This window comes from Streptomyces ziwulingensis, assembly GCF_039542605.1.
GTDB lineage: Bacteria > Actinomycetota > Actinomycetes > Streptomycetales > Streptomycetaceae > Streptomyces > Streptomyces ziwulingensis.
In genome coordinates this window covers 487,677-510,047 of the sequence record NZ_BAABIG010000022.1, presented here as the reverse complement: position 1 = coordinate 510,047, position 22,371 = coordinate 487,677, and the positions used below count along the sequence as shown (strand labels likewise).

Sequence of the window (22,371 nt, the reverse complement as noted above, 5' to 3'; positions counted from 1 at the left end):
CCGTATAGGCGTCGCGTTTCGGGCCGCCGCCCGGGGCCGGCCCGATAGCCCGCTTACCGGCGCGCGCGGAGTTCTCGGATGCCGGCGCCGGAAACGGCCGGTCCGCACGGTGAACCTCCGTCTCCCTCTCACCGTCCCGGGGGCTGTCCGCCCGGGACTGCGCGTCGCGCGGCAGACGGGCATTTGCCAGTCGAACGGTTCCCCGGGCGAGGCACGTACCCGCTCCCGCGCCACTCCCGCGCCCCGGCGCCACGGGCTGCTCCGAGACCGGACGCCGTGGACGCCGTGGACACCCCTGGACGCCGTGGAACGAAGGGCCGGCCCCGGGACCGCCCAGGTAGGCGTGCCCGCCCTGGGCCTACGCTGAACACATGAGCAAGCAGACCGGCCGCCGCCACGTGGCGGGACTGACCGCATGGGACCGCTGCGCGGTCATGGGGGTCGTCAACGTGACCCCCGACTCCTTCTCCGACGGCGGCCGCTGGTTCGACACGACGGCCGCCATCAAACACGGCCTCGACCTGGTCGCCGAGGGCGCGGACCTCATCGACGTGGGCGGCGAGTCCACCCGTCCCGGTGCCAGCCGGGTCGACGAGGACGAGGAGCTGCGGCGGGTCGTGCCGGTCGTGCGCGGCCTGGCCTCCGAGGGCGTCACCCTCTCCGTCGACACCATGCGCGCCCGCGTCGCCGAGCAGTCCCTCGCCGCCGGCGCCGCCCTGGTCAACGACGTCAGCGGCGGCCTCGCCGACGACCGGATGATCCCGGTCGTCGCGGAGCGCGGCGCCCCCTTCGTCGTCATGCACTGGCGCGGCTATCTGGAGGGCGGCAACGTCCGGGGCACCTACCGGGACGTCGTCACGGAGGTCGTCGACGAACTGCGCGCCCGCGTGGAGGCCCTCCTGGAGGGCGGCATCGCTCCCGACCGGATCGTCGTCGACCCCGGTCTCGGCTTCTCCAAGGACGCCGGGCACGACCTGGAGCTGCTGGCCCGCCTCGACCGGCTGCGATCCTTGGGCCACCCGCTTCTGGTCGCCGCCTCCCGCAAACGTTTCCTCGGCCGGGTCCTCGCCGGACCCGGGGGCGCCCCGCCGCCCGCGCGGGAACGCGACGCCGCCACCGCCGCCGTCTCCGCGCTCGCGGCGCACGCCGGCGCCTGGGCGGTGCGGGTGCACGAGGTGCGCGCGACGGCGGACGCCGTACGCGTGGCGCGCGCCATCGAGGGCGCGGGCGCGCCCGCCCCGGGCACGACGGTCACGGGCCCGGACGGAGCCCGGTGAGCGCCCCGCACACGGATGTCGAGAAGGTGGAGGCGGCCAACACCTCCTTCTACGCGGCCCTGGAACAGGGCGACTTCGAACTGCTGAGCGCGCTCTGGCTCAGCCCGTCCGACGTGGACGTCGACGAGACGTACCACGACCCGGCCGACGCCGGCGTGATCTCCTGCGTGCACCCCGGCTGGCCGGTGCTGAGCGGACGCGGCGAGGTCCTGCGGTCCTACGCCCTGATCATGGCGAACACCGACTACATCCAGTTCTTCCTCACCGACACGCACGTCTCCGTCACCGGCGACACCGCCCTGGTGACCTGCACGGAGAACATTCTCAGCGGTGGTCCCGCGCCCGCGGAGGGCGACGAACTGGGACCGCTGCTGGGACAGCTCGTCGTCGCCACCAACGTGTTCCGGCGCACGGCCGCCGGCTGGAAGCTCTGGTCGCACCACGCCTCGCCGGTCCTGGCCGGGAGCGAGGAGGAGGACGACGAGGAGTCACCCGCCTGATCCGTACCGACCAAGAAGTGGTTGGAATCACCGACCGGTGGGTATGGGCGGCTACCAGCCCGTGAGCAGCGGGGTCCGCCAGGGGGGACGCACCGCGCGCCCCCTCGGCTCCCGGCCTCTCCCGCGCCCCCGCGGCCCGGGACCGTCAGTGCTCGCGGGTAGATTCGACTCCGGCCGGTGCGCCGACCGCACCCGGCACGGACCGGCCCTGACCGACAACTGCAGGAGTGATTCGCGTGGATCGTGTCGCGCTGCGCGGCCTCAAGGCCCGCGGGCACCACGGGGTGTTCCCCAGGGAGCGCGAGGAGGGCCAGACCTTCCTCGTGGATCTCGTCCTCGGACTGGACACCCGGCCGGCCGCGGCCGACGACGACCTGGCGAAGACCGTGCACTACGGCATCGTCGCCGAGGAGGTCGTGGCCGTCGTGGCGGGCGAGCCCGTCAACCTCGTCGAGACGCTCGCCGAGCGCATCGCCCAGGTCTGCCTGAAGCACGAGGCGGTCGAGGAGGTCGAGGTCCGCGTCCACAAGCCGGACGCCCCGATCACCGTCCCCTTCGACGACGTGACCGTCACCATCACCCGGAGCCGTGTATGAGCGCCCCGTACCTCAAGGGTCCCACCGACCCGACCGTCCAGCCGGTTCCGGCCTCGGTCGTCGACAAGGTCGACGCCGCCGACACCACGCTGTCCAACCCGAAGCGCGCCGTGCTCTCCCTCGGAGCCAACCTCGGCAACCGGCTGGAGACCCTCCAGGGCGCCATCGACGCGCTGGAGGACACCCCCGGTGTCCGCGTCAAGGGAGTCTCCCCGGTCTACGAGACCGAGCCCTGGGGTGTCGATCCGGGCACCCAGCCCTCGTACCTCAACGCCGTCGTGGTCCTGAAGACCACGCTCCCCCCGTCCTCCCTGCTGGAGCGGGCGCACGCCGTCGAAGAGGCGTTCCACCGCGTCCGGGAGGAGCGCTGGGGCCCACGCACCCTCGACGTCGACATCGTGGCGTACGCGGACGTCGTCTCCGACGACCCGCACCTCACCCTCCCCCACCCCCGTGCCCACGAGCGGGCCTTCGTCCTCGCGCCCTGGCACGACCTGGACCCCGACGCCCGGCTCGCCGGCCGCGGCCCGGTCGCCGATCTGCTGGGCGCCGTGCCCCGCGAGGGCGTCGCCCCCCGCGCCGATCTGGAACTCCGGCTGCCCGAGTAGTCGTTAAGGTCACAGGACGGCGGACGGGGACTCCTGCCGGGAACCGAAGGGACACCGTGAAAGAGCTGCGTATCAGGGTGCTGGCCGGCGTCTTCGTCGTGGCCGGGATCCTGGCCTGGGCGGGCGCCCGCCTGTGGAACTCGGTCGGGACGCTGCCGAGCGTGCCGCTGGCCGCCCCGGTCGTCCTGGCTCTGATCGCCGCGGTCCTGCTGGCCACGGCGCTCTCCCTGCGCGCCCGGCTGCGGGCCCAGCGCGACCGCGTCCCCGACGCCAAGGGCGTCGACCCCATGATGGCGGCCCGAGCGGTCGTCTTCGGCCAGGCCAGCGCCCTGGTCGCCGCCCTCGCCGCCGGGATGTACGGCGGCACCGGGGTCTTCCTGCTGGGCTCCCTCGACATCCCCGCCCGCCGCGACCAGGCGATCTACGCCGGTTTCTCGGTCGTGGCGGGAATCGCGGTCATAGCCGCCGCCCTCTTCCTGGAGCGGGTCTGCCGCCTGCCGGAGGACGAGGACGACAACCCGCAGGCCGCTCCGGCAGCCTGAGGGGCGACCCGGCGACCCGGCGATCCGGCGGCCCGAGGACCGGTCCGCGTCAGCGCGCCATGATGAGGCTCATCGCCTCGGCGCGGGTCGCGGCGTCCCGAAGCTGCCCGCGCACCGCCGACGTGAGCGTCTTCGCGCCGGGCTTGCGGATACCGCGCATCGACATGCACATGTGCTCGCACTCCACGACGACGATCACGCCCCGCGGCTCCAGGATCTCCATCAGGGAGTCCGCTATCTGGGTGGTGAGCCGTTCCTGCACCTGGGGGCGTCGGGCGTAGACGTCGACGAGGCGGGCCAGCTTGGAGAGACCGGTGATCTTGCCGGTGGTGGCCGGGATGTAACCGACGTGAGCGACGCCCCGGAAGGGCACCAGGTGGTGCTCACAGGTCGAGTACACCTCGATGTCCTTCACGAGCACCATCTCGTCGTGCCCGAGGTCGAACGTCGTCGTCAGCACGTCCTCCGGCCGCTGCCACAGCCCGGCGAAGATCTCCCGGTAGGCCCGCGCCACCCGCGCCGGCGTCTCCCGCAGACCCTCCCGGTCGGGGTCCTCGCCGACCGCGATCAGCAGTTCGCGTACGGCGCTCTCGGCGCGCTTCTCGTCGAACTCGCCGATGGCGCCCTCGCCGTCCAGCGTCACGGGGTCGGTCATGTGGTGCCTCGTTCCTGTCACGGTCCTGCCTCAAGGCATACGGATATGCCGCGCCCCCCAGGCTAGAACCTGGGGGGCGCGGCATACATTCCGGGCCCGGTGGGGCCGTCCGGCGAGCGGTCAGCTCTCCGGGCGGTCCTCCGGGGCCCGTTCCGGAGCCGGGGCGGGCTCCGCCGTGGTGCTCTTGGCGGTGGTGATCGCCGCCGTGGCGCCGTTCGCGCCGTTCGTCAGTGCCAGCTCCTTGGGGGAGAGCACCGGCGGCCGGGTGGACGGCGTACGACGCGACGAACCGGTCCAGGCGGGCCGGGCCGGGCGCTTGACGATCTGGGCGAAGACCTCGGCGATCTCCTCCTTGCCCAGCGTCTCCTTCTCCAGGAGGGCCAGGACCAGGTTGTCGAGGACGTCGCGGTTCTCGACCAGGATCTCCCACGCCTCGTTGTGCGCGGTCTCGATGAGCTTCTTGACCTCTTCGTCGACGAGCGCCGCGACCTCTTCCGAGTAGTCGCGCTGATGAGACATCTCACGCCCGAGGAACGGCTCGGTGTTGTCGCCACCGAACTTGATCGCGCCGAGGCGCTCGGTCATGCCGTACTGGGTGACCATCGCCCGAGCCAGGCCGGTGGCCTTCTCGATGTCGTTGGCGGCGCCCGTGGTCGGGTCGTGGAAGACCAGTTCCTCGGCCGCCCGGCCGCCCAGCATGTAGGCGAGCTGGTCGAGCATCTCGTTGCGCGTGGTCGAGTACTTGTCCTCGTCCGGGAGCACCATCGTGTACCCCAGGGCGCGGCCCCGGGAGAGGATGGTGATCTTGTGGACGGGGTCGGAGTTCGGTGAGGCCGCCGCGACCAGGGCGTGTCCGCCCTCGTGGTACGCGGTGATCTTCTTCTCCTTGTCCGACATGATCCGGGTCCGCTTCTGCGGTCCGGCCACGACGCGGTCGATCGCCTCGTCCAGCATGTGGTTGTCGATCAGCTTCAGGTCACTGCGGGCCGTCAGCAGCGCGGCCTCGTTCAGCACGTTGGCCAGATCGGCACCGGTCATGCCGGGGGTGCGGCGGGCGACGGCCGAGAGGTCGACGTCCGGCGCGACCGGCTTGCCCTTCTGGTGGACCTTGAGGATCTCCAGACGGCCCTGCATGTCCGGACGGTCGACGGCGATCTGCCGGTCGAAACGGCCGGGACGCAGCAGCGCCGGGTCGAGGATGTCGGGCCGGTTCGTCGCGGCGATGAGGATCACGCCGCCCTTGACGTCGAAGCCGTCCATCTCGACGAGGAGCTGGTTCAGGGTCTGCTCGCGCTCGTCGTGACCGCCGCCGAGGCCGGCGCCGCGATGGCGGCCGACCGCGTCGATCTCGTCGACGAAGACGATCGCCGGGGCGTTCGCCTTGGCCTGCTCGAACAGGTCACGCACACGGGAGGCACCGACGCCGACGAACATCTCGACGAAGTCGGAACCGGAGATCGAGTAGAAGGGGACGCCGGCCTCGCCCGCGACGGCTCGCGCCAGCAGGGTCTTGCCGGTGCCGGGGGGCCCGTAGAGCAGGACGCCCTTGGGGATCTTGGCGCCGACGGCCTGGAACTTGGCCGGCTCCTGGAGGAACTCCTTGATCTCGTGGAGTTCCTCGACGGCCTCGTCCGAACCGGCGACGTCGGAGAAGGTCGTCTTCGGGGTGTCCTTGGTGATGAGCTTGGCCTTGGACTTGCCGAAGTTCATGACCCGGGAGCCGCCGCCCTGCATCTGGTTCATCAGGAACAGGAAGATGACCACGATGAGGACGAAGGGAAGCAGGGTGATCAGCAGCCCGACGAACGGATTCTGCTTGGACGGCGAGACGGTGTAGCCGTCCGGGATCTGCTTGTCCTGGTACTTGTTCTGCAGCGTGTTGGCGATGTCCACGCCCTGATCGCCGATGTAGCTCGCCTGGATCTTCGAGCTGCCCTCGACCTTTACGCCATCCTTGAGCTGGACCTTCACGGTCTGCTCGTCACCGGTGGTGACCTTGGCCGACTCGACCCGGTTCTGGTTGATCGCCTGGACGACCTGGCCTGTGTCCACCGTCTTGTAGCCGCCGGACGAGCCGACGACCTGCATCAACACGACCACGGCAAGGACGGCCAGCACGATCCACATGACCGGCCCACGGAAGTATCGCTTCACGTCCATCCACACGGAGCGGTGCCGCCCCGTCCCTCCTGCCATAGTGAGTTTGATAAGACAGTTCTTCTGACCGTACCCCAGCTTCCTCGGCCGTAGCCGCAGGGGAAGTCTGGCAGCACCGTCTGCATGCTCCAACGGCGCGAGGGCCGCCGGGGTTCCCGGCCGGCCCGCGGGGCCGCCGGGGAACCGCGTCAGCCGCCGTAGACGTGGGGCGCGAGCGTCCCGACGAACGGCAGGTTGCGGTACTTCTCGGCGTAGTCCAGGCCGTAGCCGACGACGAACTCGTTCGGGATGTCGAAGCCGACCCATTCCACGTCGATGGCGACCTTGGCGGCGTCGGGCTTGCGCAGCAGCGTGCACACCTTGAGGGAGGCGGGCTCGCGCGAGCCGAGGTTGGACAGCAGCCAGGACAGGGTCAGCCCGGAGTCGATGATGTCCTCGACGATCAGGACGTGCCGGCCCTTGATGTCGGTGTCCAGGTCCTTGAGGATCCGGACGACACCGGAGGACTGGGTGCCCGCGCCGTACGAGGACACGGCCATCCAGTCCATGGTGACCGGGGTGGACAGCGCCCGCGCGAGGTCGGCCATGACCATCACCGCGCCCTTGAGGACACCGACGATGAGCAGGTCCTTGCCCGCGTACTCCGCGTCGATCTTCGCGGCCACCTCGGCCAGTTTGGCGTCGATCTCTTCCTTCGTGATGAGTACCCGCTGAAGGTCGGCACCCATGTCGTTCGCGTCCACCCGCATCACTTTCGGTCGTCCCGCACTTACGGCCTCCGGCTGCCCGGACCGGCCGCCGGAGGGTCCCTCCGGGCGGTCGGACTTCAGCCCTGCCGAATCACCAGTCTGCCACCCTGCCGCTGGGCGACGACCTTGCCGGGCAGGTTGATGGCTCCCTGGCCGCGCCAGCCGGTGATCAGCCGGTCGACTTCCTCGATGTGGCGGGCGAACAGGGAACCGGCCGGAGCGCCGGCCTGGATGGCGGCGCGGCGCAGGATCCGGCGGCGGACGGCGGACGGCAGGGCGTAGAGCTTGCCGCACTCCAGCTTGCCCGAGGCGTCGCGGACGCCCGCCTCGGCCCGGCGGGCCCAGTCGTCGAGGGCGTCCGCGTCGTCGCGGGAGAGCTGGGCCGTCCGGGCGAGTGCCTCCACGACGCCCTTGCCGAGCGCCTTCTCCAGGGCGGGCAGGCCCTCGTGGCGCAGCCGGGAGCGGGTGTAGGCCGGGTCGGTGTTGTGGGGGTCGTCCCAGACCGGCAGGGACTGGACCATGCAGGCCCGGCGGGCGGTCTGGCGGTCGATCCGGAGGAAGGGGCGCCGGTAACGGCCGTCGGCCCCCGAGACCGCGGCCATGCCCGACAGGGAGCGGATGCCGGAGCCGCGGGCCAGGCCCAGCAGGACCGTCTCGGCCTGGTCGTCGCGGGTGTGGCCGAGCAGGACGGCGGCGGCGCCATGGCGTTCGGCGGCGTCGTCCAGGGCGGCGTAGCGGGCGTCCCGGGCGGCGGCCTCGGGTCCGCCGTCGCGGCCGACGGTGACGGCGGTGGCCTCCACCGGGTCGAGGCCGAGCGCGCGCAGGCGCAGGACGACCTCCTCGGCGCGCAGGTCGGAACCGGGCTGGAGGCCGTGGTCGACGGTGACGCCGCCGGCCCGGACGCCCAGCCGGGGGGCTTCGAAGGCGAGGGCGGAGGCGAGCGCCATGGAGTCCGCGCCGCCGGAGCACGCCACCAGGACGAGCGGGGCCGGCGGCCGCTCGTGCAGGGCGGGGGGCGAGGCGGCGCGGGGGCCCGCGTGCGCGGGCTCGCGGGCGACGCCGGCGGTGGCAGCGGTGCCCGGGGGCTCGCTGTGCCGGCCGGGCTCGCGGTGGTGGTCGGTGAGGATGTCGTGGAGGACGCGGCGGACCGCCAGGCGTATCGCCGCGACCGCAGGATGGGGACCCATGTCCGGTGCCCTTCATGAAGTTTTCGAGGGATGCCCTCGCGTCGGTCACGCAGAGTGTGTAGATGGTGACAGAAACGGGGCGTTCCCCGAGCATCGCACGCCTGCCGGAGGCCCACGGTCCCTCGGACGGGTGATTGAAGGGGCGTCAACCTGTCGTCGGCCGGATCGTTTCCACGCCCCCCGCACTCCTCTTCACTACTCGGACTTGCGGTGCACCCGCGCGATCCAGTCCGCCGGTTTGGCGATCTCCGCCTTGGTGGGGAGGGTGTTGGGCGAGGTCCACACGCGGTTGAAACCGTCCATGCCGGCCTCCTCGACGACGGCCCGCACGAAGCGCTCGCCGTCCCGGTACTGGCGCAGCTTGGCGTCCAGGCCGAGCAGCTTGCGCAGGGCGAGGTCGAGCCGGGAGGCGCCCTTGGCGCGGCGCTGCTGGAACTTCTCGCGGATCTCCCCGACGCTCGGCACCACGGCGGGGCCGACCCCGTCCATCACGAAGTCGGCGTGCCCCTCCAGCAGGGACATCACCGCGGTGAGGCGGCCGAGGATCTCCCGCTGGGCCGGCGTCTGGACCAGTTCGACCAGCGACCGGCCGCCGTCGTCCTCCTCGCCCTCGGGACGGCCTCCGGCGAGTGTCTGGGCCGCCTCGCGAACGCGTTCGAGCACGGTCATGGGATCGACGTCGGTCTCGCTCAGGAACGACTGGATCTCGCCCTGGAGGTGGTCGCGCAGCCAGGGCACGGCCGTGAACTGGGTGCGGTGGGTCTCCTCGTGCAGGCAGACCCAGAGCCGGAAGTCGTGCGGGTCGACGTCGAGTTCGCGCTCGACGTGGACGATGTTCGGGGCGACCAGGAGCAGCCGGCCGCCGCCGCCCGTACCGGCGGGCAGTTCGCGGGTGGCGGGGGCGAAGGTCTCGTACTGGCCGAGGACGCGGGAGGACAGGAAGGAGAGCAGCATGCCCAGTTCGACGCCGGTGACCTTGCCGCCGACGGCGTTGAAGACCGCGCCGCCGGGGCTGGCGCCGCGGCGCTCCTGCATCTTCTCCAGCAGCGGCTTGAGCAGTTCCCGGAAGCCGGCGACGTTGGCCCGGGCCCAGCCCGGGCGGTCGACGACGAGGACGGGGGTGTCGTCCGCCCCCTCGGAGGCCATCCGGGTGAAGCCCCGGACGTGCTCCTCGGACTCCTTGGCGTGCCGGCGCAGTTCCGCGACGATGGCGCGGGCCTCGTCCCGGCTCACCTCCGGGCCCGGCCTCACCAGGCGGGTCGCGGTCGCCACCGCGAGGTTCCAGTCGACCATCCCGGAAGATGCGGCACCACCGATGCTCGTCATGCGTCAACCGTACGTGAGGCCCGCCGCCGGGGGCAGGCCGTGGCGGCGGCGGAAGGGCGGCCGGGCTACCGGCAGCCGCACTCCGCGAGACTGGTCGCCATCCGGTCCAGGGCGCTCTGGGCGGCGGCGGGGTCGGTGGTCCCGTCGGCCAGGAAGGCGAAGGCCAGGGCCCGGCCGTCCCGGGTGACGACGGTGCCTGCCAGGGTGTTGACGCCGGTCAGGGTGCCCGTCTTGGCGCGTACGAGGCCGGCGGCGCCGTCGGTGTAGCGGCCGCTGAGGGTGCCGGTGAAGCCGGCCACGGGCAGTCCGGTCAGGGCGGCGCGCAGCTCCGGGCGGTCCGGGTCGGCGGCGGCCGTGAGCAGGTCGGTGAGGAGGTCGGCGGTGAGGCGGTCGGCGCGGTCCAGGCCGCTGCCGTCGTGGATGTCGGCGCCCCGCACGCTCACGCCGAGCTGTTTCAGCCGGGCGGTGACGGCGGCGGAGGCGCCGCGGAAGTCGGCCTTCTTCCCGCTCGCCGCGGCGGTGTGCCGGGCGAGGGCCTCGGCGAGGTCGTTGTCGCTGTGGGTCAGCATCCGTTCGACCAGGCTCGACAGCGGCGGCGAGGAGACGGTGGCGAGGGTGTCGGCGCGGTTGGTCGCCTTGGAGGGGCCGGGCGGCGTGGCCTTGACGCCGTGCTCGCCCAGCAGGTCGGCGAAGGTGCGGGCGGCGTCGGCCGCGGGGTCGGCCGCACGCGCGGCGGGGCCGCTGGTGGAGCCGTCCGTGCGGGCCTCGTCGGCCATCAGGGCGGTGACGGTGGCGAGGTTGTCGTTGACGCCGATCGGGTGGCGCCCGGAGCCGGCGTAGAGCGTGGTGTCGTACGAGAGCGTCACCTTGCGCACGGCGCGCTTCCTCAGGGCCTTCGCGCTGTTCGCGGCGAGGGTGCGCAGGCTGGCGAGTCCCCCGGCGTCCGCACGCGCGGTGAGCGTCGGGTCGCCGCCGCCGACCAGGACGAGTTCGCCGGTGTCGGCCTCGAAGGCGGCCCGCGTGGTGAGGCGGTGGTCGGGGCCGAGCGCGGTGAGGGCGGCGGCCGCGGTGGCGATCTTGGTGGTGGAGGCGGGGACGAGGGAGGTGCCGACGCCGGTGCCGTAGAGGCGTCCGCCGGTGGTGAGGTCGACGACCGAGGCCCCGTGCCGGGCGCCGAGCGCGGGGTCCGTCAGCAGGGGGCTCAGCACCTCGTCGAGGGCCTTGCCGCGCGGGGCGGCGGCCGCGGCGCCGGACGTGGCGCCGAGCCCGGCCAGCACGGTGCCGGCGCTGGGCGCGGGCCGGGGCGGACCGGCGGCGCCGGTCCCGCGGCCGTGATCTGCGCCACCCGTGTGGTTCCGGGCGACTGCCCGGACCCGCTCGGCCGTACGCTGACCCGTGGAGTCCCAGGGTCCGGCGGCGGTCACCACACCGACGGCGAGTGCCAGCCCGACGGTCGCGGCGCCCGCCGTGTACTGCCAGGTGTTCGGCCTGGTGATCCGGGTGAGCCGCGGTGCCGTGGCCCGTGCGTACCGTGCCAGCCGCGGTCCGGCGGTGCGTGCGGCGCGCGCGAGACGCGGCGTCACGGCGCCCGCGGCCCGCGCGAGACGCGCTCGCGCGGTTCGCCACGGTCTCGGCTCCACCACGACCACCAGCCCCTTTCGCGATCACCCACCTGCGTGAGGGACACTTAACCACCAGAACTATGTGCTGATCATGGAGGAGCGTCCGGTGGAGTTCGACGTCACGATCGAGATCCCGAAGGGTTCGCGGAACAAGTACGAGGTGGACCACGAGACCGGTCGTATCCGCCTGGACCGCCGCCTTTTCACCTCGACCGCCTACCCGACCGACTACGGCTTCGTCGAGAACACCCTCGGCGAGGACGGTGACCCGCTGGACGCGCTGGTCATCCTGGACGAGCCGACGTTCCCGGGCTGCCTGATCCGCTGCCGCGCGATCGGCATGTTCCGCATGACCGACGAGGCCGGCGGCGACGACAAGCTGCTGTGCGTGCCGTCGACCGACCCGCGGGTGGAGCACCTGCGCGACATCCACCACGTCTCCGAGTTCGACCGCCTGGAGATCCAGCACTTCTTCGAGGTCTACAAGGACCTGGAGCCCGGCAAGTCGGTCGAGGGCGCCAACTGGGTGGGCCGGGTGGACGCCGAGGCGGAGATCGAGCGCTCGTACAAGCGCGCCGAGGAGCACGGCGGCCACTGAGTTCGCTGGGGTGGACGGGTCGTACGCATGCGCGTGCGGCCCGTCCGTGTTTGGGTGCGCATACTGAGGGCTACCGGAGGTTGTGGTTGTAGGGAGCTTTGTGCAAGTGACGGACGCGAACGGCCGGGGGCCACAGTCGGACGAGGCCAGGAGTGCCTTCCGGCAGACCACCGTGACAGCGCCGCCGGGTGAGGGCGAGTCGTCGACGACATCCGAGTTCGCCCTGCCCCAGGGGCTGTCCGTCCCCCGTACCGAGAGCGAGTCCGAGACGACCTCGGAGTTCGCCCTGCCGGACGGGCTGGACGTGCCGCAGGTGCCGGTCGCGGAGCCCGAGAAGTCGGCGTTCAGCACCCCGCGCGGGTACAGCGCGCCGCACGCGCTGTCCGCGTTCACCCCGCCGGCCGGTGTACCGGCGGTGAACCTGACGAAGGACCTGCCCTGGCAGGACCGGATGCGCACGATGCTGCGGATGCCGGTGGCGGAGCGGCCCGCGCCCGAGACGGCGCAGCGGCACGACGACGACACCGGTCCGGCCGTCCCGCGGGTGCTCGACCTGACGCTGCGTATCGGCGAGCTGCTGCTGGCCGGCGGGGAGGGCGCCGAGGACGTGGAGGCCGCGATGTTCGCGGTGTGCCGCTCCTACGGCCTGGACCGCTGCGAACCGAACGTCACCTTCACGCTGCTGTCCATCTCGCACCAGCCGTCCCTGGTGGAGGACCCGGTGACGGCCTCGCGGACGGTGCGCCGCCGGGGCACCGACTACACGCGGCTCGCGGCCGTCTTCCAGTTGGTGGACGACCTCAGCGACCCGGACGCGCACCTCTCCCTGGAGGAGGCGTACCGGCGGCTGGCGGAGATGCGCCGCAACCGCCACCCGTACCCGACCTGGGTGCTGACCTCGGCCAGCGGCCTGCTGGCGGGCGCGGCCTCCCTGCTGGTCGGCGGTGATCTGATCGTCTTCGTCGCGGCGATGCTGGGCGCGATGCTCGGCGACCGGCTGGCCTGGCTGTGCGCCGGGCGCGGGCTGCCGGAGTTCTACCAGTTCGCGGTGGCCGCGATGCCGCCGGCCGCGATCGGTATCGCGCTGACGCTGAGCAGCGTCGAGGTGAAGGCGTCCGCGGTCATCACCGGTGGCCTGTTCGCCCTGCTGCCGGGGCGGGCGCTGGTCGCGGGCGTGCAGGACGGCCTGACCGGCTTCTACATCACGGCGGCCGCGCGGCTGCTGGAGGTCATGTACTTCTTCGTCAGCATCGTCGCCGGGGTGCTGGTGGTGCTGTACTTCGGCGTGCAGCTCGGCGCCGAGCTGAACCCGGACGCGGCGCTGGGCACCGGCGACCAGCCGGTCGTGCAGATCATCGCCTCGATGCTGCTGTCGCTGGCCTTCGCCATCCTGCTCCAGCAGGAACGTTCCACCGTGCTGGCGGTGACCCTGAACGGCGGCGTGGCCTGGTGCGTGTACGGGGCGATGCACTCCGCGGGCGGCATCTCGCCGGTGGCGTCCACGGCCGTCGCGGCGGGGCTGGTGGGGCTGTTCGGGCAGTTGATGTCCCGGTACCGGTTCGCCTCCGCGCTGCCCTACACGACGGCGGCGATCGGCCCGCTGCTGCCGGGTTCGGCGACCTACTTCGGGCTGCTGGCGATCGCGCAGAGCGAGGTCGACAGCGGACTGGTGTCGCTGTCGAAGGCCGTGGCGCTCGCCATGGCCATCGCCATCGGGGTGAACCTCGGGTCGGAGATCTCGCGGCTGTTCCTGAAGGTGCCGGGGGCCGCGAGCGCGGCGGGACGCCGGGCGGCGAAGCGGACCCGAGGTTTCTAGCGGCCGCGCTCAGTGACCCCGGTGGTACGGGTTGTCGGCGTGCTGGTCTCCGTACGACTGCTGCTGCGGGTCCTGCGGGTACCCCTGCTGGTCGTAACCGCCCTGGTGGGGATACTGCTGGGGGGACTGCTGCGAGGAGTGCTGCGGGTACTGCCGGGCGTACGGCTGCCGGGGGTCGCCGTACGCCTGGTCCCCCTGGTTCCGGTCGCCGTGGCCGTGCCCGCCGTAGCCCTGGCCACCGTGGCCGTGCCCGCCGTGGCCCTGGCCGCCGTAGCCCTGATCACGGTAGCCCTGATCGCCGTAGCCCTGGTCGCGGTAGCCCTGGTCGCGGTACGGCTGCTGCTGCGGCTGGTCGGTCGGGTCTATCCGGCGGAGCTGGGTCGTGGCGTCGTCCATGACGGGCCGGTACGCCTGCTGCGGGTTCTGCTGCTGGTTCTGGTACTGCTGCGGGTGCTGGTACTGCTGCGGGTGCTGGGCCTCGGGGCCGTCGGCGTCACGCGGCGGGTTCTTCTTGTTCTTCGAGCGGGCGCGCAGGAACTCGATGGCGATCGGGACGACGGAGATGAGGACGATCAGGATCAGCATCGCCTCGATGTTGTCCTTCACGAAGCCGATGCCGCCCAGCCAGGAGCCCAGCAGGGTCACGCCCGCGCCCCACAGGACGCCGCCGATCACGTTGAAGGTCAGGAACGAGCGGTACTTCATGCCGCTGACGCCCGCGATGATCGGCGTGAAGGTGCGCACGATGGGCACGAAGCGGGCCAGGACCAGGGACTTCGGGCCGTACTTCTCGAAGAACTCGTGCGCCTTGACGACGTTCTCCTGCTTGAACAGGCGCGAGTCCGGGCGCCGGAACAGGGACGGGCCGACCTTCTTGCCGAACATGTAACCGGCCTGGTCGCCCAGGATCGCGGCGGCGCAGATCAGCGCGACCGCCCCCCACAGGGGGAAGTCGAGCTGGCCGGAGGTGATGAGCAGACCCGCCGTGAACAGCAGCGAGTCGCCCGGCAGGAAGAACCCGATGAGCAGGCCCGACTCGGCGAAGACGATGAGGAGCAGGCCCCAGAGGCCGAACGAGTCGAGGAGATAGTTCGGATCCAGCCAGCTCGGGCCGAGGGCAAGCGTCGTCACGGTTCCGGGCTCCTGAGGGTGGATGGGTACGGCGAGGGGGTGTGGCCGGACAAAGCTATCAACGCCTTGTGCCCGCCCCAGGTTCCACCGGTGCGGCCAGGATGAACTGTGCCCTCCCTCGGACCGGGCTGTGAACCGCGGTCCGCGCGGTGCGGGCCCGGATGCGGTCCCCCCGGCCCGGACCTACCGTCGGTCCCATGCCACTGCACCAGGGGCCCCGCCCGTCCCACGACGACGACCGTGACCGGCGCCGGCTCGCCGTGAACCCGTTCCACGGGGCCGCGAACCCGCTGGGCGGCATGACCGAGGCCCCGCCCGCCCACCGGCTGTCCGACTCCCCGCTGCCACCGGAGACGGCGTACCGGCTGGTCCACGACGAGCTGATGCTGGACGGCAACGCCCGGCTGAACCTGGCCACCTTCGTCACCACCTGGATGGAGCCGCAGGCCGGGGTGCTGATGGGCGAGTGCCGGGACAAGAACATGATCGACAAGGACGAGTACCCGCGCACCGCCGAGCTGGAGCGGCGCTGCGTGGCGATGCTCGCCGACCTGTGGCACGCGCCCGACCCGGGAGCGGCCGTGGGCTGTTCGACGACCGGGTCGAGCGAGGCGTGCATGCTGGCCGGGATGGCGCTGAAGCGGCGCTGGGCGCGGCGGAACGCCGACCGGTATCCGGGGTCGGCCCGGCCCAATCTCGTCATGGGCGTCAACGTGCAGGTCTGCTGGGAGAAGTTCTGCGACTTCTGGGAGGTGGAGGCCCGGCAGGTGCCCATGGAGGGCGACCGCTTCCACCTCGACCCGCAGGCCGCCGCCGCGCTGTGCGACGAGAACACCATCGGGGTCGTCGCGATCCTCGGCTCCACCTTCGACGGCTCCTACGAGCCGGTCGCCGACCTGTGCGCGGCCCTGGACGCCCTCCGGGAGCGCACGGGCCTCGATGTGCCGGTGCACGTGGACGGGGCGTCGGGCGCGATGGTGGCGCCCTTCCTCGACGAGGAACTGGTGTGGGACTTCCGGCTGCCGCGGGTGGCCTCGATCAACACCTCGGGGCACAAGTACGGGCTGGTCTACCCGGGCGTCGGCTGGGCGCTGTGGCGGGACGCGGACGCGCTCCCCGAGGAGCTGGTCTTCCGCGTCAACTACCTGGGCGGCGACATGCCGACCTTCGCGCTGAACTTCTCCCGGCCGGGCGCCCAGGTGGTGGCGCAGTACTACACGTTCCTGCGGCTCGGGCGGGACGGCTTCCGGGCGGTGCAGCAGGCGTCGCGGGACGTGGCGCAGGGGATCGCCGAGCGGATCGCGGCGCTGGGCGACTTCCGGCTGCTCACGCGCGGCGACCAGTTGCCGGTGTTCGCGTTCACCACCGCCGACGAGGTCCGCGCGTACGACGTGTTCGACGTCTCCCGGCGGCTGCGGGAGGGCGGCTGGCTGGTGCCCGCCTACACCTTCCCGCCGCACCGGGAGGACCTGTCGGTGCTACGCGTGGTGTGCCGCAACGGCTTCTCCGCCGAGCTGGCCGAGCTGTTCGTGGAGGACCTGGAGCGGCTGCTGCCCGACCTGCGCCGGCAGCCGCGCCCACTGACCCGGGACAAGGGCGCGGCGACCGGCTTCCACCATTAGGGTCTGCCGGACAGACCTGGGGCTCGCTTCAGCGGTTGAGTCGGGTGAACCTCCGTACCGCCAGGGGGAAGAAGACCGCGAGCAGGGCGAGCGGCCAGAGCACGGCCGTCCAGAGGTGGCCGGGTTCGCCGCCGGGGCCGCCGAACAGGTCGCGTACGGCCGTGGCGGTCTGGGACATGGGGTTCCACTCGACCGGCGGGCCCAGCCAGCCGGGCATGGTCGCGGGGTCGGCGAAGGCGTTGGACAGGAAGCCGACCGGCCAGACCAGGATCTGCACGGCCGCGACCATCTCGGGTTTCCCGGCGACCAGGGCGAGGTGGATGCCGATCCAGAGCATCGCGAACCGGAGGAGCAGCAGAAGTCCGAGCGCGCCGAGGAAGGCGCCGGGGCCGCAGTCGGGCCGCCAGCCGAGTGCGTACCCGACGGCGATCAGCAGGGCGAGGCCGAGCGCCGACTGGAGCATGTCGGCGGCCGACCGGCCCACCAGTACGGCGCCGTCCGCCATGGGCATCGCCCGGAAGCGGTCGACGACGCCCTTGTCGAGGTCCTCGGTGACGGCGATCATCGTGCCCTCCAGGCCGAAGGCCATGGTGAGCGCGAGCATGCCGGGGACGAGGTAGTCGACGTAGTCGCCGGAGACCCCCCGGCCGCCGCCGACCAGGTAGCCGAACATCAGCAGCAGCATGACGGGGAAGACCATGCCGACCACGACCCGCACGGGCTGCCTCGCCCACCGGTCCAGCTCACGTCGGGTCATGGTCCAGGAGTCACTCAGGGCGTGGGCGGTCACGTGGCCTCCTCGGCCCGGCCGGGCTCGGCGCGGGCGGACGGGGTGCGGTCGGTCTCGGCGCGGGCGGGCTGCGTGCGGTCGGTCTCGGCGCGGGCGGGCTGCGTGCAATCGGTCTCGGCGCGGGCGGTCAGGTGCAGGAAGACCTCGTCCAGCGTCGGGCGCCGCAGCGCGACGTCCTCGGCCTCGACACCGGCTTCCTCCAGCGCCCGTACGACGGTGGCGAGGGCCGCCATCCGGTCGGTGACCGGCGCGCTGAGCAGCCGGCGGTCGGGGTCGGTGCGGACGCCGGTGAGCGGGAGCAGGGCGGCGACCGCGGCGAGCTGCGCCGCGTCGCGCAGGACGATGTCTATACGGTCGCCGCCGGTCGCCGCCTTCAGCTCGTCGGCGGTGCCCTCGGCGACGATCCGGCCCGCGTCGACGACCGAGATCCGGTCGGCGAGCTGGTCGGCCTCTTCCAGGTACTGGGTGGTCAGCAGGACCGTCGTCCCGCCGCCGACCAGCGAGCGGACCGCCGACCAGACCTCGCCTCGGCCCCGGGGGTCGAGGCCGGTGGTGGGTTCGTCCAGGAACAGCACCTCCGGTTCGGTGATCAGGGACGCGGCCAGGTCCAGCCGGCGCCGCATGCCGCCGCTGTAGGCGCTGACCGGTTTGCGGCCGGTGCCGGCCAAGTCGAAGCGTTCCAGGAGCGCGCCGGCCCGCACGCGGGCGCCCTTGGCACCGAGATGGTGGAGGCGGCCGAACATCTCCAGGTTCTGCCGGCCGCCCAACTGCTCGTCCAAAGCCGCGTGCTGGCCGAGCAGGCCGATCCGCAGCCGGACGGCGTACGCCTCGGCGACGACGTCGTGCCCCGCCACCTCGATCCGGCCCGCGTCGGGCCGCAGCAGCGTCGACAGGATGCGGACCAGCGTCGTCTTGCCCGCTCCGTTGGGGCCGAGCATCCCGTGCACGGTGCCCCTCGTGATCGTCAGATCCAGCCCGTCCAGCGCCTGTTTCCCCTGGCCGGCGCCTCTCCTCCGCTTCCCGCCGTAGCGCTTGTACGCCCCTTCGACGGTGATCGCCGTATCGGCCACCCGAGTCCCCCTTCGGTCACTTCGGTCACACCGGCTCTAGTCAAAGTTGACTAGATGGCCAAAGGTAACGCGGGCCGAGCCATTGGTCAAACTTGATTAGTGGTGGTCCTGCGGGTGCCGTTCCCCCGTGGCGTACGGGTTCTCCTCGCCCTCGCCGAGGACGCCGACGAACGGCTCGCCCTCGCCGGCGAAGGTGTACGCCCCGCCGCGGATGCGGTCGATCAGGCCGCGGGTCCAGTCGGCGCCGTTGTCGGCGGTGTGCACCCAGAGGTTCATGATCTCGCCGATGTGTCCGAGCTGCCCCGGGCCCTCCTCCGGCGTGTAGTACTCGGTGACGGATGTGCGCCACGCCTCGATCGCCCGGACCCGCTCCGCCAGCAGCGCGAGCACCTCCTCGCGGCCCAGGTCGACCATCAGGCCGAGCCCGGCGGAGAGCACGTCCGGCTTCTGGTCGTAGGCGGTGAGGGAGGCCCGTAGCAGGGAGAGGAACTCCTCCGTGCCCTTGTCGGTGACCTCGTACTCGGTGCGCGGCGGACCGCCCGCGGTGGACGGGGCCGTCTCGTGCTCGTGCAGCAGTCCCTGCTTCGCCATCTGCTTCAGGGCGTGGTAGATCGAGCCCGGCTTGGCGTGGGACCACTCGTGCGCGCCCCAGTACTCCAGGTCGTTGCGGACCTGGTAACCGTGGGCCCGCCCGTGCTGGCGCACCGCGCCCAGCACGAGGAGACGGATCACTGACATGGGACCAGGTTAGGGCCTGCCCGCCGGGTGCTCAGGCGGGGCCGTCCCGCTCCGCCCTGGCCACCAGGTCCCAGGCCGAGGCGCCGTCCAGCGACTCGCGGATGACGTCCGCGTGACCCGCGTGCCGGGCCGTCTCGCGGATCAGGTGCAGACACAGCCAGCGCATCGAGACCCGCTGCCCCGGCGGGAACCACGGTGCCTCGGGCAGCGGAAAGGTGTCGTCGAGGCTCGGCACCTTCCGGACGAACGCCTCCGTCTCGGCGGCGGCCCGTTCCCAGGACGCGAGCTGCGAGTCGACCGTCTCGTCGGCGGCCAGGGCGAAGCCCTCGTGCCGGTTCGCCGCGTCCCGCCGAACGGGCGGCTCCTCGCCCTTGGCGCGGGCGATCCAGCTCTGCTCGACCTCGGTGACGTGCTTGAGCAGCCCGGCCAGGGAGAGTTCGCTGGCGCTGGGCCGCGAGGACGCCTGCGCGTCGGTGAGGCCGAGCACCGAGCGGCGGATGCCGCCGCGCTGCTCGGCCAGGAAGGAGAGGAGCGCCCCGCGCTCGTCGCCGTGCGCCTCGGGGGATACGTGAGTGACCATGACCGCCGCCTTTCACCGGGCGGGCCCCGCGAGGGCACCCGCTCCGCCTGACCTGACAGCGGCAAAGCTACGGGCCGTCGAGGACAGCGACTGTCCTCGACGGCCCGTGCGAGGTCTGGAGAATCGGAGCAGGGGACGCGCAGAAAGGAACGTCCAGAAGGAGACGCCCAGAAGGGAGCGCCCAGAAGGGGACGCTCAGAAGGGGACGCTCAGAAGGGGAACCTGCTGCGCCCGTGCTGCACGGAGATCCACTTCTGGGTGGTGAAGGCGTCCAGCATCGACTCGCCGTTCAGCCGCCCGAGGCCGGAGTGCTTCTCGCCGCCGAAGGGGACGATCGGCTCGTCGTGCACGGTGCCGTCGTTCACGTGGAACATGCCGGTGTCGATCCGCCTGGCGAACGCCACCCCCCGCTCGACGTCGGCCGTGTGGACGGCACCGCTCAGCCCGTACGGGGTGTCGTTGACCAGGCGGACCGCCTCCTCCTCGCCGTCGAACGGGACGAGGAAGGCGACCGGGCCGAAGACCTCCTGGTGCAGCAGGGGCGAGCCGGCGGGCAGGTCGGTGAGGACGGTCGGCTCGACCAGGTTGTCGGTGCGCGCACCCCGCACGAGCGCGGTGGCGCCCTCGGCGAGGGCCTGGTCCACGACGGCCGCGAGGGCGTCCGCCTGCTGGGAGTTGATCACCGGGCCGATCACCGTCTCCGGCTCACGCGGGTCACCCGCCTTGAGGGTCCTGACCTTGGCGACGAACTTCTCGGTGAACTCGTCGGCGACCGCACGGTCGACCAGGACACGGTTGGCGGCCATGCAGACCTGGCCCTGGTGGACGTACCGGCTGAAGACGGCCGCGTCGACGGCGTAGTCGAGGTCGGCGTCGTCCAGGACCACCAGGGCGCTGTTGCCGCCCAGTTCGAGGACCGCGCGCTTGAAGAGGCCCGCGCAGACCGTGGCGACGTGCCGGCCGACCTTGTCGGAGCCGGTGAAGGAGATGACCTTCGGGATCGGGTGCTCCAGGAAGGCGTCACCGATCTCGGCGATGTCGGTGACCACGACGTTGAGCAGACCGCCCGGCAGACCGGCGTCCTCAAGGATCTTCGCGACCAGGGTGCCGCCGACGATCGGGGTGTTCTGGTGCGGCTTGAGGACGACGCCGTTGCCCAGGGCGAGCGCGGGGGCGACCGACTTCAGGGAGAGCAGGAAGGGGAAGTTGAACGGGCTGATGACGCCCACGACCCCGACCGGCGCGCGGTAGACGCGGTTCTCCTTGCCGTCGACCGGGGAGGGCAGGATCCGCCCCTCGGGACGCAGCGCCAGGTGGACCGCCTCGCGCAGGAACTCCTTGGCGAGGTGCAGCTCGAAGGCGGCCTTGGTGCGGGTGCCGCCCAGCTCGGCGATGATCGCGTCGGTGATCTCCGCCTCGCGCTCCTCCACCAGCCGCAGCGCCTTCTCGAGGACCGCGCGGCGGGCGTAGGGGTTGGTCTTCGCCCACTCCTTCTGCGCCCGCTCGGCCGCACGGTAGGCGGCGTCCACCTCGTCCACCGTGGCTATCGTGATCGACGCGAGCTTCTCGTCGTCGTAGGGGTTGAAGTCGATGATGTCCCAGGAGCCGGTACCGGCACGCCACTCACCGTCGATGTACTGCCTTGCCAGGTCGGTGAAGTACGACGACATGTGATCCTCAATCCCTCGCTGCCCTGGGCAGCGGAAGCCGGCAACCGGTTCACCTTCACGGTCTGATCACAAGTCATCGTACTGAGGTTTCAGGTGAGTTGGAGGAGTCCTCGCAGAAGATCCCGGCTGCCGTCCGGGTCCGGACTGTCCTGCTGCAGCTCCTTGAGCGCCCGCTCGTACTGGGCGACGTCCTCGCTCTTGTCCAGATACAGCGCGCTGGTGAGCTGCTCCAGGTAGACGACGTCCGAGAGGTCGGACTCGGGGAAGCTGAGGATCGTGAAGGCGCCGGACTCCCCGGAGTGCCCGCCGAAGCCGAACGGCATCACCTGGAGCCGGATGTGCGGGCGCTCGGACATCTCGATCAGGTGCAGGAGCTGCCCGCGCATCACCTCGCGGTCGCCGTAGGGCCGGCGCAGCGCCGCCTCGTCCAGGACGATGTGGAACTCGGGGGCGTTCTCCGCCACGAGGTACTTCTGCCGCTCCAGGCGCAGCGCCACCCGGCGCTCGACGTCCGCCTCGCCCGCGCCCTGCATGCCGCGCCGCACCACCGCCCGCGCGTAGTCCGGCGTCTGCAGCAGCCCGTGCACGAACTGCACCTCGTAGACCCGGATCAGGGAGGCCGCGCCCTCCAGGCCCACGTAGGTGGGGAACCAGCTCGGCAGCACGTCGGAGTAACTGTGCCACCAGCCCGCGACGTTGGCCTCCTTGGCCAGCGACAGCAGGGAGGTGCGCTCCTTCTCGTCGGTGATGCCGTACAGCGTCAGCAGATCCTCGACGTCCCGGGTCTTGAAGCTCACCCGGCCAAGTTCCATCCGGCTGATTTTCGACTCCGAGGCGCGGATCGAGTAACCCGCCGCCTCACGCGTGATGCCTCGCGCCTCACGCAGTCGCCTGAGTTGTGACCCGAGCAGCATGCGCCGCACCACCGATCCGGGCTCTCCCGCGCTCACGTTCGCCAGCCTCCCCAACGTCTTCAAGCCCCGAAGTCTGCCACTAAAACACTCCGAGCAGTACTCGTCCGGTTACAGAGACGGAAGCGAGAAGGTGACAAGCGGGCAGCGAGGGGGCAACGAGAAGGCTGCACGCGAAGAAAACGCACAGGAAGCGGCAGAGCGGGACCAAGAAGACGGTCGGGAG

The 22,371-nt window shown here is 71.8% G+C and carries 21 protein-coding genes; 8 read left to right on the top strand and 13 right to left on the bottom strand.

Annotated features, from left to right (window positions below):
• Nucleotides 1-371 precede the first annotated feature (371 nt).
• From folP to ABEB00_RS13205, 5 genes are all read left to right on the top strand, one after another.
• Nucleotides 372-1,277 (top strand): dihydropteroate synthase, encoded by a 906-nt coding sequence (gene folP, locus ABEB00_RS13225; protein WP_345619650.1) that lies wholly within the window; start codon nt 372-374, stop codon nt 1,275-1,277.
• Nucleotides 1,274-1,777, top strand: a complete 504-nt coding sequence (locus ABEB00_RS13220) for a nuclear transport factor 2 family protein (protein ID WP_345619649.1) — start codon at nt 1,274-1,276, stop codon at nt 1,775-1,777. Before folP ends, ABEB00_RS13220 begins: the two co-directional genes overlap by 4 nt.
• Before the next feature lie 236 nt (nt 1,778-2,013).
• Complete coding sequence (folB, locus tag ABEB00_RS13215) at nt 2,014-2,373, top strand: dihydroneopterin aldolase (protein WP_345619648.1); 360 nt, start codon at nt 2,014-2,016, stop codon at nt 2,371-2,373.
• Entirely contained in the window at nt 2,370-2,981 is a 612-nt protein-coding gene (gene folK / locus ABEB00_RS13210; RefSeq protein ID WP_345619647.1) for a 2-amino-4-hydroxy-6-hydroxymethyldihydropteridine diphosphokinase, read from the top strand. Before folB ends, folK begins: the two co-directional genes overlap by 4 nt.
• A gap of 56 nt (nt 2,982-3,037) precedes the next feature.
• Entirely contained in the window at nt 3,038-3,523 is a 486-nt protein-coding gene (locus ABEB00_RS13205) for a DUF3180 domain-containing protein (RefSeq protein WP_345619646.1), read from the top strand.
• Between the two features lie 49 nt (nt 3,524-3,572).
• Here ABEB00_RS13205 and folE read toward each other — a convergent pair whose 3' ends face one another.
• The 6 genes from folE to dacB form a co-directional block, all read right to left on the bottom strand.
• On the bottom strand, nt 3,573-4,178 hold the full coding sequence (folE, locus tag ABEB00_RS13200) for a GTP cyclohydrolase I FolE (protein WP_345619645.1): 606 nt from the start codon (nt 4,176-4,178) through the stop codon (nt 3,573-3,575).
• 120 nt (nt 4,179-4,298) lie between these two features.
• A complete protein-coding gene (ftsH, locus tag ABEB00_RS13195) occupies nt 4,299-6,338 on the bottom strand; it encodes an ATP-dependent zinc metalloprotease FtsH (protein WP_345619643.1) in 2,040 nt (679 codons plus the stop codon).
• A gap of 185 nt (nt 6,339-6,523) precedes the next feature.
• Nucleotides 6,524-7,084: a hypoxanthine phosphoribosyltransferase gene (gene hpt, locus ABEB00_RS13190; protein WP_345619641.1), complete on the bottom strand. Its 561-nt coding sequence runs from the start codon at nt 7,082-7,084 to the stop codon at nt 6,524-6,526.
• A 77-nt stretch (nt 7,085-7,161) separates the two neighbouring features.
• Entirely contained in the window at nt 7,162-8,271 is a 1,110-nt protein-coding gene (gene tilS, locus ABEB00_RS13185) for a tRNA lysidine(34) synthetase TilS (RefSeq protein WP_345619639.1), read from the bottom strand.
• Nucleotides 8,272-8,466: 195 nt separating this feature from the next.
• Nucleotides 8,467-9,597, bottom strand: coding sequence for a zinc-dependent metalloprotease (locus tag ABEB00_RS13180; protein ID WP_345619638.1), 1,131 nt, complete (start codon nt 9,595-9,597; stop codon nt 8,467-8,469).
• A gap of 65 nt (nt 9,598-9,662) precedes the next feature.
• On the bottom strand, nt 9,663-11,246 hold the full coding sequence (gene dacB / locus ABEB00_RS13175) for a D-alanyl-D-alanine carboxypeptidase/D-alanyl-D-alanine endopeptidase (protein ID WP_345619637.1): 1,584 nt from the start codon (nt 11,244-11,246) through the stop codon (nt 9,663-9,665).
• Between the two features lie 79 nt (nt 11,247-11,325).
• Here dacB and ABEB00_RS13170 point away from each other — a divergent pair, with 79 nt between their 5' ends.
• Both ABEB00_RS13170 and ABEB00_RS13165 read left to right on the top strand, forming a co-directional pair.
• Nucleotides 11,326-11,817 carry an inorganic diphosphatase gene (locus tag ABEB00_RS13170; protein WP_345619684.1) on the top strand — a complete coding sequence of 164 codons (492 nt, stop codon included), beginning with the start codon at nt 11,326-11,328 and terminating at the stop codon, nt 11,815-11,817.
• A gap of 106 nt (nt 11,818-11,923) precedes the next feature.
• Entirely contained in the window at nt 11,924-13,633 is a 1,710-nt protein-coding gene (locus ABEB00_RS13165; RefSeq protein WP_345619636.1) for a threonine/serine exporter family protein, read from the top strand.
• A 9-nt stretch (nt 13,634-13,642) separates the two neighbouring features.
• On the opposite strand, the gene ABEB00_RS13160 is transcribed toward ABEB00_RS13165, so the two are convergent.
• On the bottom strand, nt 13,643-14,764 hold the full coding sequence (locus tag ABEB00_RS13160) for a DedA family protein (RefSeq protein ID WP_345619635.1): 1,122 nt from the start codon (nt 14,762-14,764) through the stop codon (nt 13,643-13,645).
• Nucleotides 14,765-14,961: 197 nt separating this feature from the next.
• Here ABEB00_RS13160 and gad point away from each other — a divergent pair, with 197 nt between their 5' ends.
• Nucleotides 14,962-16,386: a glutamate decarboxylase gene (gene gad, locus ABEB00_RS13155; RefSeq protein ID WP_345619634.1), complete on the top strand. Its 1,425-nt coding sequence runs from the start codon at nt 14,962-14,964 to the stop codon at nt 16,384-16,386.
• 28 nt (nt 16,387-16,414) lie between these two features.
• Here gad and ABEB00_RS13150 read toward each other — a convergent pair whose 3' ends face one another.
• From ABEB00_RS13150 to ABEB00_RS13125, 6 genes are all read right to left on the bottom strand, one after another.
• The gene (locus ABEB00_RS13150) at nt 16,415-17,143 is read right to left on the bottom strand and encodes an ABC transporter permease (protein ID WP_425586480.1); all 729 of its coding nucleotides are present in this window, start codon (nt 17,141-17,143) and stop codon (nt 16,415-16,417) included.
• 29 nt (nt 17,144-17,172) lie between these two features.
• Nucleotides 17,173-18,246 carry an ATP-binding cassette domain-containing protein gene (locus ABEB00_RS13145; RefSeq protein WP_345619632.1) on the bottom strand — a complete coding sequence of 358 codons (1,074 nt, stop codon included), beginning with the start codon at nt 18,244-18,246 and terminating at the stop codon, nt 17,173-17,175.
• A 96-nt stretch (nt 18,247-18,342) separates the two neighbouring features.
• Nucleotides 18,343-18,984: a PadR family transcriptional regulator gene (locus tag ABEB00_RS13140; protein WP_345619631.1), complete on the bottom strand. Its 642-nt coding sequence runs from the start codon at nt 18,982-18,984 to the stop codon at nt 18,343-18,345.
• Between the two features lie 31 nt (nt 18,985-19,015).
• Nucleotides 19,016-19,564 (bottom strand): DinB family protein, encoded by a 549-nt coding sequence (locus tag ABEB00_RS13135; RefSeq protein WP_345619629.1) that lies wholly within the window; start codon nt 19,562-19,564, stop codon nt 19,016-19,018.
• Nucleotides 19,565-19,773: 209 nt separating this feature from the next.
• Nucleotides 19,774-21,234: an aldehyde dehydrogenase family protein gene (locus tag ABEB00_RS13130; protein WP_345619627.1), complete on the bottom strand. Its 1,461-nt coding sequence runs from the start codon at nt 21,232-21,234 to the stop codon at nt 19,774-19,776.
• 89 nt (nt 21,235-21,323) lie between these two features.
• Nucleotides 21,324-22,148 carry a helix-turn-helix domain-containing protein gene (locus tag ABEB00_RS13125; RefSeq protein ID WP_345619683.1) on the bottom strand — a complete coding sequence of 275 codons (825 nt, stop codon included), beginning with the start codon at nt 22,146-22,148 and terminating at the stop codon, nt 21,324-21,326.
• Nucleotides 22,149-22,371: the final 223 nt, after the last annotated feature.

Excerpts from the sequence above, each read along its gene's own strand:
- folP (WP_345619650.1), top strand. The coding sequence starts at position 372 with ATGAGCAAGCAGACCGGCCGCCGCCACGTGGCGGGACTGACCGCATGG.
- folK (WP_345619647.1), top strand. The coding sequence starts at position 2,370 with ATGAGCGCCCCGTACCTCAAGGGTCCCACCGACCCGACCGTCCAGCCG.
- folE (WP_345619645.1), bottom strand. The coding sequence starts at position 4,178 with ATGACCGACCCCGTGACGCTGGACGGCGAGGGCGCCATCGGCGAGTTC.
- ftsH (WP_345619643.1), bottom strand. The coding sequence starts at position 6,338 with ATGGACGTGAAGCGATACTTCCGTGGGCCGGTCATGTGGATCGTGCTG.
- hpt (WP_345619641.1), bottom strand. The coding sequence starts at position 7,084 with ATGCGGGTGGACGCGAACGACATGGGTGCCGACCTTCAGCGGGTACTC.
- tilS (WP_345619639.1), bottom strand. The coding sequence starts at position 8,271 with ATGGGTCCCCATCCTGCGGTCGCGGCGATACGCCTGGCGGTCCGCCGC.
- ABEB00_RS13180 (WP_345619638.1), bottom strand. The coding sequence starts at position 9,597 with ATGACGAGCATCGGTGGTGCCGCATCTTCCGGGATGGTCGACTGGAAC.
- gad (WP_345619634.1), top strand. The coding sequence starts at position 14,962 with ATGCCACTGCACCAGGGGCCCCGCCCGTCCCACGACGACGACCGTGAC.
- ABEB00_RS13150 (WP_425586480.1), bottom strand. The coding sequence starts at position 17,143 with ATGACCCGACGTGAGCTGGACCGGTGGGCGAGGCAGCCCGTGCGGGTC.
- ABEB00_RS13140 (WP_345619631.1), bottom strand. The coding sequence starts at position 18,984 with ATGTCAGTGATCCGTCTCCTCGTGCTGGGCGCGGTGCGCCAGCACGGG.
- ABEB00_RS13135 (WP_345619629.1), bottom strand. The coding sequence starts at position 19,564 with ATGGTCACTCACGTATCCCCCGAGGCGCACGGCGACGAGCGCGGGGCG.
- ABEB00_RS13130 (WP_345619627.1), bottom strand. The coding sequence starts at position 21,234 with ATGTCGTCGTACTTCACCGACCTGGCAAGGCAGTACATCGACGGTGAG.
- ABEB00_RS13125 (WP_345619683.1), bottom strand. The coding sequence starts at position 22,148 with ATGCTGCTCGGGTCACAACTCAGGCGACTGCGTGAGGCGCGAGGCATC.